The sequence below is a fragment of the Streptomyces sp. SID1328 genome, from assembly GCF_009865595.1.
Lineage (GTDB): Bacteria > Actinomycetota > Actinomycetes > Streptomycetales > Streptomycetaceae > Streptomyces > Streptomyces griseoluteus.
In genome coordinates, this window is record NZ_WWKH01000911.1 from 45,500 (window position 1) to 62,047 (window position 16,548).

General features: G+C 70.9%; 17 protein-coding genes and 1 riboswitch. Of the genes, 8 read left to right on the forward strand and 9 right to left on the reverse strand.

Annotated elements, in window-relative coordinates; genetic code table 11:
* Positions 1-7: 7 nt before the first annotated feature.
* Entirely contained in the window at positions 8-1,435 is a 1,428-nt protein-coding gene (locus tag GT030_RS29260; RefSeq protein ID WP_237522885.1) for a globin domain-containing protein, read from the forward strand.
* 10 nt (positions 1,436-1,445) lie between these two features.
* On the opposite strand, the gene GT030_RS29265 is transcribed toward GT030_RS29260, so the two are convergent.
* The 5 genes from GT030_RS29265 to GT030_RS29285 form a co-directional block, all read right to left on the reverse strand.
* Positions 1,446-1,928, reverse strand: a complete 483-nt coding sequence (locus GT030_RS29265) for an NUDIX hydrolase (protein WP_030806115.1) — start codon at positions 1,926-1,928, stop codon at positions 1,446-1,448.
* 89 nt (positions 1,929-2,017) lie between these two features.
* Positions 2,018-2,923 (reverse strand): LysR family transcriptional regulator, encoded by a 906-nt coding sequence (locus tag GT030_RS29270; protein ID WP_161203660.1) that lies wholly within the window; start codon positions 2,921-2,923, stop codon positions 2,018-2,020.
* Positions 2,924-3,117: 194 nt separating this feature from the next.
* Positions 3,118-4,275, reverse strand: a complete 1,158-nt coding sequence (locus GT030_RS29275) for a cystathionine gamma-lyase (RefSeq protein WP_161203661.1) — start codon at positions 4,273-4,275, stop codon at positions 3,118-3,120.
* A complete protein-coding gene (locus GT030_RS29280; RefSeq protein WP_161203662.1) occupies positions 4,272-4,763 on the reverse strand; it encodes a low molecular weight protein-tyrosine-phosphatase in 492 nt (163 codons plus the stop codon). Before GT030_RS29280 ends, GT030_RS29275 begins: the two co-directional genes overlap by 4 nt.
* Before the next feature lie 7 nt (positions 4,764-4,770).
* Positions 4,771-5,148 carry a phage holin family protein gene (locus GT030_RS29285; protein WP_161203663.1) on the reverse strand — a complete coding sequence of 126 codons (378 nt, stop codon included), beginning with the start codon at positions 5,146-5,148 and terminating at the stop codon, positions 4,771-4,773.
* A 60-nt stretch (positions 5,149-5,208) separates the two neighbouring features.
* Here GT030_RS29285 and GT030_RS29290 point away from each other — a divergent pair, with 60 nt between their 5' ends.
* From GT030_RS29290 to GT030_RS29305, 4 genes are all read left to right on the forward strand, one after another.
* Positions 5,209-5,526 carry a cupin domain-containing protein gene (locus GT030_RS29290; RefSeq protein ID WP_161203664.1) on the forward strand — a complete coding sequence of 106 codons (318 nt, stop codon included), beginning with the start codon at positions 5,209-5,211 and terminating at the stop codon, positions 5,524-5,526.
* Between the two features lie 130 nt (positions 5,527-5,656).
* Positions 5,657-5,869, forward strand: coding sequence for a DUF5326 family protein (locus GT030_RS29295; protein WP_161203665.1), 213 nt, complete (start codon positions 5,657-5,659; stop codon positions 5,867-5,869).
* Between the two features lie 215 nt (positions 5,870-6,084).
* A complete protein-coding gene (locus GT030_RS29300; RefSeq protein WP_202460701.1) occupies positions 6,085-6,942 on the forward strand; it encodes an IclR family transcriptional regulator C-terminal domain-containing protein in 858 nt (285 codons plus the stop codon).
* 97 nt (positions 6,943-7,039) lie between these two features.
* Complete coding sequence (locus GT030_RS29305) at positions 7,040-7,477, forward strand: SsgA family sporulation/cell division regulator (protein ID WP_030806138.1); 438 nt, start codon at positions 7,040-7,042, stop codon at positions 7,475-7,477.
* A gap of 101 nt (positions 7,478-7,578) precedes the next feature.
* On the opposite strand, the gene GT030_RS29310 is transcribed toward GT030_RS29305, so the two are convergent.
* Positions 7,579-9,027, reverse strand: a complete 1,449-nt coding sequence (locus GT030_RS29310) for a YibE/F family protein (RefSeq protein WP_161203666.1) — start codon at positions 9,025-9,027, stop codon at positions 7,579-7,581.
* A gap of 71 nt (positions 9,028-9,098) precedes the next feature.
* A riboswitch (TPP riboswitch) is annotated at positions 9,099-9,271 on the forward strand.
* Between GT030_RS29310 and thiC the strand changes: the two genes are divergently transcribed.
* The gene (gene thiC / locus GT030_RS29315; protein WP_161203667.1) at positions 9,264-11,069 is read left to right on the forward strand and encodes a phosphomethylpyrimidine synthase ThiC; all 1,806 of its coding nucleotides are present in this window, start codon (positions 9,264-9,266) and stop codon (positions 11,067-11,069) included. Its footprint overlaps the riboswitch before it by 8 nt.
* Before the next feature lie 24 nt (positions 11,070-11,093).
* Here thiC and GT030_RS29320 read toward each other — a convergent pair whose 3' ends face one another.
* The 3 genes from GT030_RS29320 to GT030_RS29330 all read right to left on the reverse strand — a co-directional run bounded on the left by GT030_RS29320 (position 11,094) and on the right by GT030_RS29330 (position 14,634).
* A complete protein-coding gene (locus GT030_RS29320) occupies positions 11,094-11,954 on the reverse strand; it encodes a hypothetical protein (protein WP_161203668.1) in 861 nt (286 codons plus the stop codon).
* Between the two features lie 194 nt (positions 11,955-12,148).
* Positions 12,149-13,222, reverse strand: a complete 1,074-nt coding sequence (locus GT030_RS29325) for a metallophosphoesterase (RefSeq protein WP_161203669.1) — start codon at positions 13,220-13,222, stop codon at positions 12,149-12,151.
* Positions 13,223-13,521: 299 nt separating this feature from the next.
* Complete coding sequence (locus GT030_RS29330) at positions 13,522-14,634, reverse strand: LacI family DNA-binding transcriptional regulator (RefSeq protein ID WP_161203670.1); 1,113 nt, start codon at positions 14,632-14,634, stop codon at positions 13,522-13,524.
* Between the two features lie 420 nt (positions 14,635-15,054).
* On the opposite strand from GT030_RS29330, the gene hisC reads away from it, so the two are divergent.
* Positions 15,055-16,140 (forward strand): histidinol-phosphate transaminase, encoded by a 1,086-nt coding sequence (gene hisC, locus GT030_RS29335; RefSeq protein WP_161203671.1) that lies wholly within the window; start codon positions 15,055-15,057, stop codon positions 16,138-16,140.
* A 208-nt stretch (positions 16,141-16,348) separates the two neighbouring features.
* The coding region (locus GT030_RS29340; RefSeq protein WP_161203672.1) for a cytochrome ubiquinol oxidase subunit I at positions 16,349-16,548 on the forward strand (200 nt) is incomplete at its 3' end.

Here is a 16,548-nt window from a genome sequence, read left to right on the forward strand (position 1 = left end):
CAAACCACTGACGGCCGGCGCTGTTTCACGTGAAACGTCGGCCGGTCGTGGCGACCTACAGCGTAATCGGACGAAGCCCGCCGGAGCTGTCTTTCCGGGTAATGGGACGCGATACCGGCCCACGGTGCCACGCTGCGGAACGAGTGCTGCGGTCATCCCGCCCGGCGGGGATCACGCGCTTCCGAGCGGGAGAGCGCAGACCGCCGCAGGAGTGCGAGCGAGGGCATACATGGAAGCTCCGGCCACCCCATCGGGGGACGACGGCACGGCCGACGGCGTCGACCGACGGCCACGGCACGCTACGGCGCCTTCCCGCGCGCAGGCATCCTGGGATGCGCTGCTCATCCGCCGCACGATGGCAGAGATCGCGCCCCTGGCCGACAAGGTGACCTCCTACTTCTACGCCCTGCTCTTTGTCCGCCACCCGGAGCTGCGCCCCCTGTTCCCGCCCGCGATGGACACCCAGCGGGACCGGCTGCTGCGTGCCCTGCTCACCGCGGCGGAACACATCGACAACACCCCGGTACTCGTCGACTACCTGCGCAACCTCGGCCGGGGCCACCGCAAGTACGGCACCCAGCCCGAGCACTACCCGGCCGTCGGTGCGTGTCTGATCGGCGCCCTGAGCGCGTACGCCACCCACACCTGGAACCCACAGACGGAGGCGGCCTGGGGCCGGGTCTACGCGACCATCTCCCAGGTCATGATCCAGGCCGCCGAGACGGACGGGCGGGACGCTCCGCCCTGGTGGCACGCCGAGGTCGTGACCCACGACCTGCGCACTCCCGACGTCGCCGTGATCACGCTGCGTCCCGACCAGCCGTACCCCTACCTGGCGGGGCAGTACGCGAGCGTCGAGACGCCTTGGTGGCCGCGTGTGTGGCGGCATTACTCCTTCGCCTCCGCGCCCCGCGCCGACGGCCTGCTCACCTTCCATGTGCGGGCGGTTCCGGCGGGCTGGGTCTCCCATGCCCTGGTGCACCGCGCCCGCCCCGGTGACGTGGTGCGTCTCGGGCCGCCGGTCGGCTCGATGAGCGTCGACCACGCCACCGACAGCGGCCTGCTTTGCCTGGGCGGCGGCACCGGCATAGCCCCGATCAAGGCCATGGTCGAGGAGGTCGCCGAGCACGGCACTCGCCGCCCGGTCGAGGTCTTCTACGGCGCCCGCAACGACCACGACCTGTACGACATCGACACTCTGCTCCGGCTGCGGCAGGCCCACCCGTGGATATCCGTCCGCTCGGTCATCGACCGGGAGGACTGCCATCTGCACGACGCCGTGCGGGCGAGCGGCCCCTGGCGGGACTACGACGCCTATCTCTCCGGCCCGCCGGACATGATCCGCAGCGGTGTCTCCGTGTTGCAGGCGCTCGGCGTACCGGCACCCCGCATACGCCACGACCCGGTCGAGGACCTGGTGGTCACCGGCTCCTGAGCGGCCCCGGTCAGCCGAGGTCGGGGGCGTGCATCGCGCGGACGCCTTCGATGTTGCCGTCCAGATAGTGCCGCAGCGACAGCGGGACGAGGTGGACGGAGGCGATGCCGACCCGGTTGAACGGGATGCGGACGATCTCGTACTCCCCGGCCGGTTCCTCCACCTCGGGGCCGTGGCGGAGCGAGGGGTCCATGGACTCCAGGCGGCAGACGAAGAAGTGCTGGACCTTCACGCCGGTCGCGCCGCCGTCCTCGCCGATGTGCTCCACGGTGTCCACGAAGCAGGGCACGACATCGGAGATCTTGGCGCCGAGTTCCTCGTACACCTCGCGGTGCAGCGCGTCGACGACGGTCGGGTCCTCGGGCTCGACCCCGCCACCGGGGGTGACCCAGTAGGGATCGACACCGGGCTTGGTGCGCTTGATCAGGATCAGGTCGTCACCGTCCAGCAGGACGGCGCGGGCGGTGCGCTTGACCACGGGTCGGACGGTCATGGGAACAATGTGGCCCGGCCGGTTCCACGTGAAACCTCGCGGGCGGCCCCGGACTCCTCGCGGGGAGACATTCGCGGAGGAATGCCCGCTCAGCACCACCGTGAGGCGGCCCGTCGCAGCCACTCGTGCGCCCGCGCCACATGCGGCAGCGCGAGCGAGCCGGTGCGCACCACCAGGAAGTAGGTCCGCAGCGGCGGCACGGCCGGGTCGTGCAACAGGACCAGCTCGGCCCGGTCGAGGGCGGCGGCGCACAGATAGCGGGGCAGCACCGCGAGCCCCGCCCCCGAGGCAGCGCAGGCCAGCACCGCGCGCAGGTCCGGCACGATGACCGTCCCCGAGGCGCCCGGACGGGTGTCGAACACGGAGGCCCAGTAGCGCGAGACGAAAGGCAGCGACTCGTGGACCTCGACCACTGGCAGGTTCTTCAGCGCGGCCGCCCCCGTCCCCCGCAGCGCGTCCGACCCGAGCCGCTCGGCCCAGCGCGGGGCGGCGACCAGCACATGCTCCTCGTCGCAGAGTGCGCTAGCGCTCAGCAGGGCACCACGCGGCCGGACCGTACTGATGGCCAGCTCGTGATGGCCCGCCGCCAGCCCTTCCAGGACCTCCTCCGCCGTGCCGAAGGAGGCGCGGAGGGCGAAGCCCTGGCCGTCGGCGCCGGTCAGCTCCGTCAGAGCGGGCAGGGCGCGCTCGGTGGTGAACTCCGGGGGTCCGGCCAGATGCAGGGTGCGCAGCGAGAACTCGTCGTCCAGGCCGCTCTCGGCTATCTCGACCAGGGCGTCGAGATGGGGCGCGGCCTTGTGGGCCAGTTCGTCACCGATGGTCGTGGGGGTCACCCCGCGTGCCTGACGCAGGAAGAGGGGGCGGCCGAGCTGGCGCTCCAGCGTGCGGATCTGGGAGGTGACGGCGGGCTGGGATAGGCCCAGCAGCGCGGCGGCGCGGGTGAAGGAGCCGGCCCGGTGCACGGTGACGAAGGTCCGCAGCAGGGCCAGGTCCATGGCGGGCCCCCCTTTCCCTGCCTCCTCGGGCAGGTCGGGCAGGCCCCAACTATAAATAAGTCGATAGGTCTCTGTCGTTACCGTGATTGGACACTGACGTACAGTCAACTAACGTTGTTCGCGCGGTTCTTCACGCGCGGAACCGGGGACGGTCCGAGCCACGAGGGGGGAGGCTCGGACCGTCCGCACCGCTTTCAGCCGGCGGACTCGGCGGACCTGTCCAGGGCCCGCAGCACGTCCGCCACCAGGTCCTCGGCGTCCTCGGCCCCGACCGACATGCGGATGAACCCATCAGGCACCGCGTCTCCGCCCCAGCGGCCGCGCCGCTCCGCCGTGGACCGCACCCCGCCGAAGCTCGTCGCGTCCTCGACCAGCCGCAACGCCTCCAGGAACCGCTCGGCGCGCTCGCGTGTGGGCAGCGTGAAGGAGACCACGCACCCGAAGCGGCGCATCTGCCGCGCGGCGACCTCGTGCGACGGGTCGTCGGGCAGCCCCGGATACCGCAGGCCGGAAACCTCGGGACGGCCGCGCAACGCCTCGGCCACCGCGAGCGCCGTGGCGTTCTGGCGGTCCACGCGGAGCGGGAGCGTGGCGATCGAGCGATGGGCGAGCCACGCCTCCATCGGGCCGGGGATGGCCCCGACGATCTTCCGCCAGCGGCGCACCGCGTCCATCGGCTCACCCGTGCGGCCGACGACGTACCCCAGCAGGACATCCCCGTGCCCGCTGAGCTGCTTGGTGCCGCTGGCCACGGCGAAGTCGGCGCCCAGCTCCAGCGGACGCTGCCCGAGCGGCGTGGCGAGGGTGTTGTCCACGGCCACCAGCGCCCCGCGGGCGTGGGCCTCCTCCACCAGCCGCCGGATGTCGCACACGTCGAGCCCCGGATTGGACGGCGACTCGATCCACAGCAGCTTCGCCCCGTCGAGCACGTCGAGCTGGGCGTCACCACCGGTGGGCGCCGTGCGCACCTCGATGCCGAACGCCTCGAGCTGGGCCCGGGCCAGGGGGAGCGCCTGGTAGCCGTCCGAGGGCAGCACCACGGTGTCGCCGGTCTTGAGCTGGGAGAAGAGCACCGCGGAGATCGCCGCCATGCCGGAGGCGAACACCAGCGTCTCGGCGTCGTCGGCGCCGGGCGCCTCCAGCTCGCCGATGGCCCGCTCCAGCAGGGTCCAGGTGGGGTTGCCGTCGCGGCCGTAGGAGTACGGGCCGCTCACATCGCCGGGCAGGTGGAAGTGCGCGGCGAAGACGGGCCCCGGCAGGGTGGGCTCGTGCTTCACCGGCTCGGGAAGGCCGGCGCGAACGGCGCGCGTGCCGTCGCCGGGGGAGTCCGGGTGCGCGGCAGTGTCGTTCATACGGGCCGTTCCTCCAGATGTTCGCGTACGGAGTCGAGCAGTCCGGCGCTCGCCGCCTCCACCATCTCAAGACACTCCTCGAAGCCGTCGCGGCCCCCGTAATAAGGGTCCGGGACATCGAGGTCGGCGCCGGCCGACGGGTCGTACGAGCGCAGCAGGCGTACCTTGCGGGCGTCCTCCTCGGTGGGGGCGAGGCGGCGCAGGGCCTTGAGGTGGCCGGTGTCGAGGGCGATCACGAGGTCGAGCCGGCCGAACCAGGACGGTTGGAACTGCCGCGCGATGTGCTCGGTGCCGTAGCCGTGCTCGTCGAGGACCGAGACGGTGCGCGGGTCGGCGGCGTCGCCCTCGTGCCAGCCGCCGGTGCCGGCGCTGTCGGCCTCGATCAGGCCGTCGAGCCCGGCCTCGGCGACGCGCGCCCGGAAGACCGACGCGGCCATCGGGGAGCGGCAGATGTTGCCGGTGCACACGAAACAGACGCGGTAGGCCATGACCGGCTCAGTCCTCGTCGGGCAGGACGAGGTTCAGCGCCCAGGAGACGATGGAGATGATCAGACCGCCGAGCACGGCCGTCCAGAACCCCTCCACGTGGAAACTCAGGTCGAGCTGCCCGCATACCCACGAGGTCAGCAGCAGCATCAGCGCGTTGACGATCAGGGTGATCAGGCCGAGGGTCAGGATGAACAGGGGGAAGGTGAGCACCTTCACCACCGGCTTGACCAGAAGGTTCACCAGCCCGAAGACCAGCGCGACCACGATCAGCGTGCCGACCTTCTTGCCCGTGCTGCCACCGGTGAGGGTGATCTTGTCGAGGAGCCACACGGCGACCGCGAGGGCGCCCGCGTTGGCGATCGTCTTGACTAGGAGATTCTTCATGTGTCTGATCGTTGCAGACCAGGATCAGAGTGGGCGGCGCGGCGAGGGCGGACGACGGCGATGAAGGTATTCCGGCTGGACGATCTGGAGGCGGAGCGCGCCGCGAACGACGGGGCCTACCTCCAGTTCCTGCGGGAGCGGAACATGTCGGTCGGCCTGTACGCGCTCGACGCCGGCTCCCACGACCCCCAGAACCCCCACGCCCAGGACGAGGTGTACTTCGTGGTCAGCGGCCGGGCCTCGGTCTCGGTCGGACTGGAGACCACTGAGGTCGCGCGGGGCAGCGTGGTCTACGTGCCCGCCGGGGTGTCCCACAAGTTCCACCACATCAGCGAGGATCTGCGGGTCCTGGTGGTGTTCTCTCCCCCCGAGGGCTGAGGGTCGGACCTCAGGGTTCCCTAGGGGATGGATCAGGGGACGACAAGGGGTGCGAGACCCCCACGGAGGCCCTCCCCGGCCCTAGCATCGAAGCGGGACATCAAGAACCGCTAGCGCAAAGGACAGGGCGATGCGAGAGATCTTCACGGGCTTGCCGTGGTGGGTGAAGTGGGTCGCGGTGCCGGTCATCGCGCTGGTGGTGTTCGGCGGCCTGATAGCGACCGTGGTCGGCTTCCTGATCGGCCTGCTGTTCAAGCTCCTGCTCTTCGTCGCCCTGGTCGGCGGACTCATCTACGTGGTGCGGAAGTTCACGGCGGGTTCCTCCTCGCGCGGCGAGTGGTGACGCGCGGGGGCGACGGGGAGCGGCACACGGGGCGGTAACACGGAACGCCGGTTCCCTCGGGGGAGGGAAGTTTCCCCGGCAGGCCGTCCGCGCGCGGTGGTGGACGGTTAGAGTCCGGAACTCCCGTGGGGCCCCGAACCCCACGGGCGGCACGCACCCCACCCGTGTCCACCCCGCACGGGCCGCCCCCACCTCCGCGCTTCGGGAGTAAATCCTTGGCCACGGTCGACACCGCCCCGGCAGGACCCCACGCACCCCCGGCTCCTGCGCGGTCCTGCGCGCCCCCGATGCAGCGGCCACCCGCCGCCAGCGCCCCCGACAAGCACTCGGCGACTCTCATCGGTTCCGTCCAGCGCGCGATGCGCCTGCTGGAGACGGTCGCCGCACACGAGTACGGCGCCCCCGCCAAGCAACTCGCCCGCGAGACGGGCCTCGCGCTCCCCACGGCGTACCACCTGCTGCGCACCCTGGTGCACGAGGGCTATCTGCGCCGGGACAAGGGGCGGTTCTTCCTCGGCGACGCGGCGGACCGGCTCAGTAGCAGCGGAGCGCAGCAGAAACGTCGCAGCACGGTCGCCGACACCCTCGCGCACTGGCGTCATGCGATCGGCACCCCGGTGTACTACGCGATGTACCGGGACGGCGAGATCGAGGTCATGTGCGTGGCCGACTCACGGGAGACGCCGGCGGTCGCGGAGTGGGCCGACTTCCGCGAGACGGGACACGCCCATGCCGTCGGGAAATGCCTGCTCTCCCAACTGGACGACGACGCCCGCCGCGACCACCTCGCGCGCTACCCGGTCCGCTCCCTCACCCCGTACACGGTCCGCGACAACGATGCCCTGCTCAGGCGGCTGGCCAGGACCCGCCGCATGGAACCGGTGGTGGAGCGGCAGGAGTACGCCCTTGGCGCGGTCTGCGCGGCGGTGCCGATCACTGTCGGTACAACCGCGGCGACGATGGCGATTTCGCTCCCGGCCCATCAGGCGGATCAACTCCCGTCCATGACAAGGAGGTTGCAGGCGGAAATGGGGCGTCACGTGGGCGCGCTGGCGCTCTCTATCAGCATCTGAAAACTCACTCCTTGTGATCTGCCATGCACGTTCAGCTAGATTTGACCCCAGTCAGGGATTAAACCCGGCCAGTCGATGTCTTATGACGGGGTAGGCGATGCGCGAGTCCGTACAGGCAGAAGTCATGATGAGCTTTCTCGTCTCGGAGGAGCTCTCCTTCCGTATTCCGGTGGAGTTGCGCTACGAGACGAGTGATCCCTACGCGGTGCGGCTCACTTTCCATCTGCCCGGTGACGCCCCGGTGACCTGGGTCTTCGGCCGGGAGTTGATGATCGACGGGGTCGGCCGGCCGTGCGGCGAGGGGGATGTGCACATCTCCCCCGTCGACTGCGAGGTGCTGGGCGAGGTGCTGATCCGGCTTCAGGTGGGCGGCGACCAGGCGCTGTTCCGCTCCTCCACGCCGCCGCTCGTGGCGTTCCTCGACCGCACCGACAAGCTGGTGCCGCTCGGGCAGGAGGGTGCGCTGGCCGACTTCGACACCCACCTCGACGAGGCGCTGGGCCGCATCCTGGCCGAGGAGCAGAGCGCGGGCTGAAGTGGCGGGGCCAAGGGGGGCCAGGCGCTCGACCGGGCTCCGTGAACCTTTGAAGAAACGCTTCTGCAAGGGGTCGGGCTCCGACGCCCCCGGCGCCCGTCTCAGCGCTTCCGGCGCCGGCCCCGGCCGCCCGATGCCGCGACGGGCTGGGCGCCCGCCGGAGCCGCCGTACCGGTCGCGGGGCGGTCCGCCGAGACGACCAGGGCGGCGAGCGCGGTGGTGACCGGCACCGAGGCGACCAGGCCGATCGAGCCGACCAGCGTGCGCACGATCTCCTCCGCGACCAGCTCGCTGGTGGCCACCGTGCCCACCCCGCTCTGCGCGATGGAGAACAGCAGCAGGAGGGGCAGCGCGGCGCCCGCATAGGCGAGGACGAGGGTATTGACGACGGACGCGATGTGGTCGCGGCCGATGCGGATGCCCGCCCGGTACAGCCCGCGCCAGCCCATCGAGGGGTTGGCCTCGTGCAGCTCCCACACGGCCGAGGTCTGGGTGACCGTCACATCGTCCAGCACGCCCAGCGAGCCGATGATGACGCCCGCGAGCAGCAGACCACTCATGTCGATCGACGGGTAGAGCCCGTGGATCAGGCCGGTGTTGTCGTCCGTGTTGCCGGTGAGGGCGGCCCAGCCGATGAACTGCGAGCCGAGGACGCCGATCAGCAGCAGCGAAACCAGCGTGCCGAGTACCGCCACGGAGGTCCGCGCCGAGAGGCCGTGGCACATGTACAGGGCGATGAGCATGATCGCGCTCGACCCGACCACCGCCACCAGCAGCGGGTTCGAGCCCTGGAGCACCGCGGGCAGGATGAACAGGGTCAGCACCAGGAAGCTGACCGCCAGGGCCACCAGCGCCATGACGCCGCGCAGCCGGCCCACCACCACGACGGCGACGGCGAAGATTCCGGCGAGCAGGGCCATGGGGAACTTGCGGTCCAGATCCGTGACCGCGTACTGGAGTTCCCTCGGCGCCTTGGGCTCGTAGGCGACCACGACCTTGTCGCCCTGGTGCAACTGCCGGGTCTGGTCCGGCTGCACCAGCTCGGTGAAGGTGCGGCCCTTGTCCTTGCCGGTGTCGACCCGGACCGTGGCCTTCTTGCAGGGGCCCTTCTTGTCCTCCTGGGCGGCCGGGGCGCCGCCCGTGGCGGAGGGATCGCCGACGGGGGCCTGCCCGCCGGCCCCGCCGACCTGGCAGCTCACGGAGGTCACGGTGGTCACGGTGGCCTGTTGCGTCTGGCGGTCGAAGCCCACGCCGGTGCGCTGGTGCGGGGGCGCACCTCCGGGCCAGAGCACCACCAGACCCACCACGACGGCCACGCTGAACGGGATCAGGATGGCCGCGATGACCTTGCGCAGATGCTTGGACACCGGCGCGGCGGGGCCGTGACTGTGGGAGTGGCCGTGACCGCCCCCAGAGCCGTGCCCATGCCCACCGTGCCCGTGCCCACCGTGCCCGTGCCCATGTCCACCGCCGTCGTCGGGACCTGGTCCGGGGCCGGGCCGGTGGGGTTGGCCGGGAGGAGGGTAGGGAGGCTGCTGCGTCGTGGTCACGGCCCGATCATTGCAAGAACGGGGGAGGCCCACTGTTCATCCCGTCACATGGGGCGCTAGCGTGGAGGCACCTTTGCACACGCGGGAGCTCGGAGCACCGGGCTGAGAGGGCGCTGACCTCCGTCGTTGCGATGTTTCACGTGGAACGTGGTTCCCCGTGAACATCAGCGGACGGGAATCGCTGCGTCGACCGCCGAACCTGTTACCGGGTAATGCCGGCGTAGGGAGTAGGTCTCATGACCAACAAGGACGCACGCACGCCTGCCTCCACGCAGAACGCGACGAACAACTCGTCGAGCGAGGAGGCCGGGAAGTCCATCGGCTGGCACAAGGCGTATGTCGCGGGTTCGCGCCCCGACCTGCGCGTGCCGGTCCGTCAGGTACATCTCACCAACGGGCAGTCGGTCACGCTGTACGACACCTCCGGCCCGTACACCGATCCGGAAGCCGACACCGATGTCCGCCGGGGGCTCGCCCCGCTTCGGGAGAACTGGATCGTCGCCCGCGGCGACACCGAGGAGTACGCGGGCCGTCCGGCCCGCCCCGAGGACGACGGGCTCAAGCACACCTCGCCGCGCGGCGGGCTGCGCAACCTGGACGCCGTCTTTCCGGGACGGCCCCGGCAGCCCCGGCGCGGACGCGCGGGCCGGGCGGTCACCCAGCTCGCGTACGCCCGCCAGGGGGAGATCACGCCGGAGATGGAGTTCGTGGCTCTCCGGGAGAACGTCGCTCCCGAGGTGGTCCGCGACGAGATCGCGGCGGGCCGCGCCGTGCTGCCCGCCAATGTGAACCACCCGGAGATCGAGCCGATGATCATCGGTAAGCGGTTCCTGGTGAAGGTCAACGCCAACATCGGCAATTCGGCGGTCACTTCCTCGATCGAGGAGGAGGTGGAGAAGATGACGTGGGCGACCCGCTGGGGCGCGGACACGGTCATGGATCTCTCCACCGGCCGCAACATCCACACCACCCGCGAGTGGGTGCTGCGCAACTCCCCCGTGCCCATCGGCACCGTGCCGCTCTACCAGGCACTGGAGAAGGTCGACGGGCGGGCCGAGGAGCTGACCTGGGAGATCTACAAGGACACGGTGATCGAGCAGGCCGAACAGGGCGTGGACTACATGACGGTGCACGCCGGTGTGCGTCTGCCCTACGTCCCGCTCACGGCGAACCGGAAGACGGGCATCGTCTCGCGCGGCGGCTCGATCATGGCCGCCTGGTGCCTGGCGCACCACAAGGAGTCGTTCCTGTACGAGAACTTCGAGGAACTCTGCGAGATTCTCGCCGCCTACGACGTCACCTACTCGCTCGGTGACGGCCTGCGGCCCGGCTCCATCGCGGACGCCAACGACGAGGCGCAGTTCGCGGAGTTGCGCACGCTCGGGGAACTCAACGGGATCGCCCGGCGTTTCGATGTCCAGACGATGATCGAGGGCCCCGGTCACGTCCCGATGCACAAGATCAAGGAGAACATCGACCTTCAGCAGGAGATCTGCGACGAGGCTCCGTTCTATACGCTCGGCCCGCTGACCACCGACGTCGCGCCGGCCTACGACCACATCACCTCCGGTATCGGCGCCGCGATGATCGCCTGGTGGGGCACGGCGATGCTCTGCTACGTCACGCCCAAGGAGCACCTGGGCCTGCCGAACCGGGACGACGTCAAGACCGGCGTCATCACCTACAAGATCGCCGCCCACGCGGCCGACCTCGCCAAGGGGCACCCCGGCGCCCAGGAGTGGGACGACGCGCTCTCGGACGCCCGTTTCGAGTTCCGGTGGGAAGACCAGTTCAACCTCGCCCTGGACCCGGACACGGCACGGGAGTTCCATGACGAGACGCTGCCCGCCGAGCCCGCCAAGACGGCCCACTTCTGCTCCATGTGCGGGCCGAAGTTCTGCAGCATGAAGATCTCGCAGGACATCCGGCGCGAACACGGCGGCAACCGGGCCGAGATCGAGGAGGGCATGGCCAGGAAGTCCCTGGAGTTCGCGGCCACGGGCAATCGGGTCTACCTGCCGATCGCGGAGGACCGGCCCTAGTCGTACGGGACGCCGGCCGGATGCTCAGTCCGGCTGGTGTTCCGGCCCGCCGAAGTCCGGGCTCGAGTAGTCGGGGCTGCTGAAGCGGGGCCGGTCGGTGGCCGTGCCGTCGTCGGGGCTGGTGAAGCCGGGGCGGCCGTAGCCCAGGCGGGGCATCCGGCTCGGGCCGGGGGCCGGCAGGGGCTGGGCGGCGGGGGCTCCGGGCTGGGCGAGGGCGTCGCGGAGGAAGGGCAGGATGCCGCGTTCCAGCAGGGCGTCCCGCCACTCCTCGCCCGCCCGTGCCACCGCCTCACGGGCCTCCGCCTGGGCGGCGGCCTCGGCGGAGGAGCTGTTGCGCAGCGCGGTGAGCAGCAGCGCCACGCCGGCGGCCAGGATCGCCGCCGCCGCCACGGCGCCGAAGACCCAGCCGACGGTGACCATGGTCCGGCCGAACTGCTGGCCGGGGGCGACCATCCGCAGGATGTAGCCGACCAGCAGGAAGATCACGGCGGCCGTCCCGGCGAGCACGGGGGCGAGCACGGCGACCATCGCGCTGGCGCCCGCACCGGCGCCCTCGGCCGTCTCCCCGAGGGCGGCGGCGAGTCCGAGGGTGCCCGACTCCGGCTCCGCCGGGGCGGTTCCGGCGACGGCCGTCTCGGCGGCAGGGGCCGGATGGCGCAGCTCCTCGCGGGCCTTGACGTAGTGCTGGTACTCGGCGGCGGCCGCCGCCGTGATGAGGGCCGTGGCGCTGAGCGCCATCGTGCGCAACTGCTCGGGGTTGAGCCGCTGTCCGATGCCGGACAGCTCCGGGTGGTCCGGTGCGGAGCGCAGCGCCTCATCGAGGAGCCGCTCGAATTCCCGGCGGTCCTCGCTCAGCAGGTGCTGCGGAACGCTGTTCATGTGCATCCCCCGATGCTCCGTAGGGCTTGGGGCTCGCATGGTGACGAGCCGTCGGGCAGAAACGGAGGGGAGCCTGCTACGGATAAGCCGATGGTAGAGCTGTCATACCGCACGGTGACAGGGGGTTGCCGGAAATTGCGGCGATGCCCGGTGCCCCTTCCGCGCCGCCCCGGCCTGGTGCCGGGCGACGCGGTGAAGGATCAGGCCTCCAGCGGGAGTTGCTGGACCAGCAGTTTTCCGGCCATGGTCACGCCGCCGTCCATGGCGATGGCGAGGCCGTCGGCGTAGACGTGCGGGCCCTCGACGTGGGGCTCGCCCCGCTCCTCGCCCTCCTCGGAACCGACCTGGCCGAGCAGATAGGGGATCGGGCTGTGGCCGTGAACGACCCGGGAGCCGCCGTACGTATCCAACAGGGAGCGCACTGCGTCGGCGCCGCCCTCGTCGCGGAAGGAGAAGCGCTTGGTGAACTTGCGGAACAGGTCCCAGACCTCGTCGGCGTCGTTGCGGGTCAGCGCGTCGCGGACGGTGTCGTTGACCGCCTCGATCGAGTCACCGTAGTCGAGGTAGGCGGTGGTGTCGGAGTGGAGCAGCAGATGGCCGTCGACCTCCTCGACCGCGTCCAGCCGGGCCATCCACTGGAGGTGGTGGTCCTGAAGGCGGTCCATGTCGGTCTTCTGGCCGCCGTTGAGCAGCCAGGCCGCCTGGAAGGTGGCGGTGCCCGCGCCGGAGTTGACCGGGGTGTCGCCGAACCGCTTGGCGCCCAGCAGCAGCAGCTCGTGGTTGCCCATGAGCGCCTTGCAGTAGCCGCCGGCCGCCGCGGCCTCGGCGGACAGCCGCATCACCAGGTCGATGACGCCGATGCCGTCCGGGCCCCGGTCGGTGAAGTCGCCGAGGAACCACAGCCGGGCGGTGCCCGCGCACCACTGGCCCTCCTCGTTGACCAGGCCCTTCTCCCGCAGCGCGCTCAGCAGCTCCTCGATGTAGCCGTGGACGTCGCCCACGACGAACAGCGGACCGGGGCCTTCCTCGGGCTGCGGCGCCGGGGCGGGAGCGGGCTCGACGGGCGGCGGGAGGGCCTCGCCGCGCTGGATGACCGGCAGGTCGCGCTCGGTCGGGGTGTACCCGTCGGGGTGCTCCTCCTCGTGCGGAGGGACGACGTCACCGGGGTGCACGTCGGCGTACGGACCGGTCTCATGGACGTACGCGGGCACCCGGAAGTCGCGCAACGTCGCCGTACGCTCCGTCTCGGGTCCCAGACCGGCCCCCTGAGTCATCAGACCCCTCCACCATCGCGCCGAAGCTGCACCGCTTCGGACTGCCTGGTCGCAGCGGCCCGCGGTGTCGTGCGCCCATCATAGGAACGCGCGTCGCGCCATGTGATGACCCAGGGGTGGTGAATCACGGTGAGGTCCCTGATCGCTGGGGCTTTCGTGCCGATTGGACAGGATTCCGGCCGGTTGCCCGCCCGGGATCGGGTGGCCGCCGGGCGGTCGTCCGCCCCGGTTCGACGAGGCGCGGCGGACCCCGCCACGCCTCGCGGACCTCTCCGGGCCCCCCTCGGGCCGGTTCTCCGTCAGCCCCGCTCCGGCGCCCGCGGCGGGCTGACCGTGGTGCGCGGCGGACGGCGCTGGGAGGAGGTGCGCACGATCAGCTCCGTCGGTATCACCTGCTCGACCGGCTGGTCCGACTCGACCCCCTCGATGGCGTCGATGAGGAGCTGCACGACCGCTGTGCCGATGCGGCGCGGCTTCAGCGAGAGCGTGGTGATGGGCGGCTCGGTGGTGGCGTACACGGTGGACTCGCTGCAGCACACCAGCAGCAGGTCGTCCGGGACGCGCAGGCCGTAGCGGCGGGCGGCGGCGAGCAGGTCGGTGCCGTTGGGGTCGAAGAGGCCGTAGACGGCGTCCGGGCGGTCGGGGCGGGCGAGCAGCCGGTCGGCGGCGACGGCGCCCGCGCACGGGTCGTGCGCCGGGTACGCCTCGTAGACCGGGTCCTGGCCGACCCGCTCGCACCAGCGCAGATAGGCGGTGGTGGACAGGTGCGTGTACGTGTCCGTGGTGGTGCCGGTGAGCAGGCCGATGCGGCGGGCCCCGGCGGCGGCGAGGTGGTCGAGGATGCCGAGGACGGCGGCCTCGTGGTCGTTGTCGACCCAGGCGGTGACCGGGAGGGAGCCGGCCGGGCGGCCGTCGGAGACGACCGGTAAACCCTGCCGGACCAGTTCGCTGACCACCGGGTCCTGGTCGGAGGGGTCGATGACGACCGTGCCGTCCAGCGCGACGTTGGACCACACGTCGTGCCGGGAGGTCGCGGGCAGGATGACCAGGGCGTAGCCGCGGGCGAGCGCGGCGGAGGTGGCGGCCCGCGCCATCTCGGCGAAGTACGCGAACTCGGTGAAGGTGAAAGGTTCATCCCCGTACGTGGTCACGGTCAGGCCGATCAGGCCGGACTTGCCGGTACGGAGGGTGCGGGCGGCGGCCGAGGGCCGGTAGCCCAGTCGGTCGGCGACCTCGCGGACGTGGCGGCGGGTGGCGTCCGGGAGCCGCCCCTTGCCGTTGAGGGCGTCGGAGACGGTTGTGATGGAGACCCCGGCGGCGGCGGCCACGTCTCTGATGCCGGCCCGTCCGGGCCGGCTGCCCCGTCGGGAGGTTTCCGCGTGGCTCACCTGGTGCTTCCCTGCTGCTGTCATGGCGAGCCGATAGTAGGGCTCTTCCGGTGGGGTAGGGCGGACGCATATGCATGCATTGACAGGCACGTTTCTGCATGGTCGTCAGGTCCCAACGGCCTTTGAAAGCAAGACAGTTGGCTGGTCCGATGGCAGGACGTGTCTTGTCGAGGCGCGTGGGCCTGCCAAGGGCCCCATGTCTCGAAGAGGTCTCAACTCACCTTCACGGGGGATGCGCGCCACGGCGCGAGCCACCGGCGCATGGACAAATGCGCGGTGCGCCCCCTAAAGCGCAGCCTGTCGCCCGGCGCGGCCCCTGGGATGTCCCCGGCGCCGCGGAAGCGGGGACGCGCCGGTACGCAAGCGCGCCGAATCCTCATAAGGTGAGGAGCATTGGATGCCGGCGGCGTCGACGGTCCGCCGGTGGTCGCGAGGAGGACTGCGGTGAGCGAGACGAGCCCCAAGCTGCGCGCCGAGCTGGAGGGTATCCCCACCTACAAGCCGGGCAAGCCCGCCTCGGCCGAGGGTCCGGTCGCCTTCAAGCTGTCCTCCAACGAGAACCCCTATCCCCCGCTGCCGGGTGTGATGGAGCGGGTGGCGGCGGCCGTGACCCAGTTCAACCGCTACCCCGACATGGCGTGCGGTGGTCTGATGGCCGAGCTGGCGGAGCGTTTCGGCGTCCCGGTCTCCCACCTGGCCACGGGCACCGGCTCGGTCGGCGTGGCCCAGCAGCTCGTGCAGGCGACCAGTGGTCCGGGCGACGAGGTCATCTACGCCTGGCGCTCGTTCGAGGCGTACCCGATCATCACGCGGATCAGCGGGGCCACGCCCGTGCAGGTGCCGCTCACGCCCGGCGATGTGCACGACCTGGACGCGATGGCGGACGCGATCACCGAGCGAACCCGCTTGATCTTCGTCTGCAACCCCAACAACCCGACCGGCACCGTGGTGCGGCGGGCCGAGCTGGAGCGGTTCCTCGACCGGGTGCCGAAGGACGTCCTGGTGGTGCTGGACGAGGCGTACCGGGAGTTCATCCGGGACCCCGAGGTGCCCGACGGCGTCGAGCTGTACCGCCGGCGGCCGAACGTCTGCGTGCTGCGCACCTTCTCCAAGGCGTACGGGCTGGCCGGGCTGCGGGTCGGTTTCGCCATCGCGCACGAGCCGGTGGCGGCGGCGCTGCGCAAGACGGCGGTGCCGTTCGGCGTCAGCCATGTCGCGCAGGAGGCGGCGATCGCCTCGCTGCAGGCCGAGGACGAGCTGCTCGGCCGGGTCGGCTCGCTGGTGTGCGAGCGCGCCCGGGTGGTCGACGCGCTGCGCGCGCAGGGCTGGACGGTGCCGGAGACGCAGGCCAATTTCGTGTGGCTGCGGCTGGGGGAGCGGACCATGGACTTCGCGGCGGCGTGCGAGGACCACGGGGTGGTCGTGCGGCCGTTCGCCGGTGAGGGTGTGCGGGTGACGGTCGGGGAGAACGAGGCGAACGACCTGTTCCTGAAGGCGGCGGAGGCGTTCCGCCGCGAGGTGGCGGGCTGACGCCGGACCGCAGTCCATGAGGTGAGGGGCCCTGCCGGGAGGCGGGGCCCTTCGTCGTAGGGGCCCCCTTGTGAGTGCCGAATACGTGTGCGCCATAATGGCTTGTGAATGTGAACGCTTTCACAAGCTCCGACCGGATTGCTCCATATGTGGGGGGCATAAGCGGTGAAGGCCGCACCGGAACGGCGAAGTAAGGAGGGGTGACGACGTGGAACTGGCGTTGGCGCCGGAGACCCTGGCGCGCTGGCAGTTCGGCATCACCACCGTCTATCACTTTCTGTTCGTCCCGCTGACGATCTCCCTGGCCGCCCTCACGGCCGGGCTGCAGACGGCCTGGGTGCGCACGGAGAAGGAGGTCTACCTCAGGGCCACCAAGTTCTGGGGCAAGCTCTTCCTGATCAACATCGC

Coding starts and splice junctions, on each gene's coding strand:
- GT030_RS29330 (WP_161203670.1), bottom strand. CDS start 14,634: ATGACAGCAGCAGGGAAGCACCAGGTGAGCCACGCGGAAACCTCCCGA.
- thiC (WP_161203667.1), top strand. CDS start 9,264: ATGACCAACAAGGACGCACGCACGCCTGCCTCCACGCAGAACGCGACG.
- GT030_RS29275 (WP_161203661.1), bottom strand. CDS start 4,275: ATGAACGACACTGCCGCGCACCCGGACTCCCCCGGCGACGGCACGCGC.
- GT030_RS29290 (WP_161203664.1), top strand. CDS start 5,209: ATGAAGGTATTCCGGCTGGACGATCTGGAGGCGGAGCGCGCCGCGAAC.
- GT030_RS29325 (WP_161203669.1), bottom strand. CDS start 13,222: ATGACTCAGGGGGCCGGTCTGGGACCCGAGACGGAGCGTACGGCGACG.
- GT030_RS29305 (WP_030806138.1), top strand. CDS start 7,040: ATGCGCGAGTCCGTACAGGCAGAAGTCATGATGAGCTTTCTCGTCTCG.
- GT030_RS29270 (WP_161203660.1), bottom strand. CDS start 2,923: ATGGACCTGGCCCTGCTGCGGACCTTCGTCACCGTGCACCGGGCCGGC.
- GT030_RS29280 (WP_161203662.1), bottom strand. CDS start 4,763: ATGGCCTACCGCGTCTGTTTCGTGTGCACCGGCAACATCTGCCGCTCC.
- GT030_RS29265 (WP_030806115.1), bottom strand. CDS start 1,928: ATGACCGTCCGACCCGTGGTCAAGCGCACCGCCCGCGCCGTCCTGCTG.
- GT030_RS29295 (WP_161203665.1), top strand. CDS start 5,657: ATGCGAGAGATCTTCACGGGCTTGCCGTGGTGGGTGAAGTGGGTCGCG.
- GT030_RS29285 (WP_161203663.1), bottom strand. CDS start 5,148: ATGAAGAATCTCCTAGTCAAGACGATCGCCAACGCGGGCGCCCTCGCG.
- GT030_RS29320 (WP_161203668.1), bottom strand. CDS start 11,954: ATGCACATGAACAGCGTTCCGCAGCACCTGCTGAGCGAGGACCGCCGG.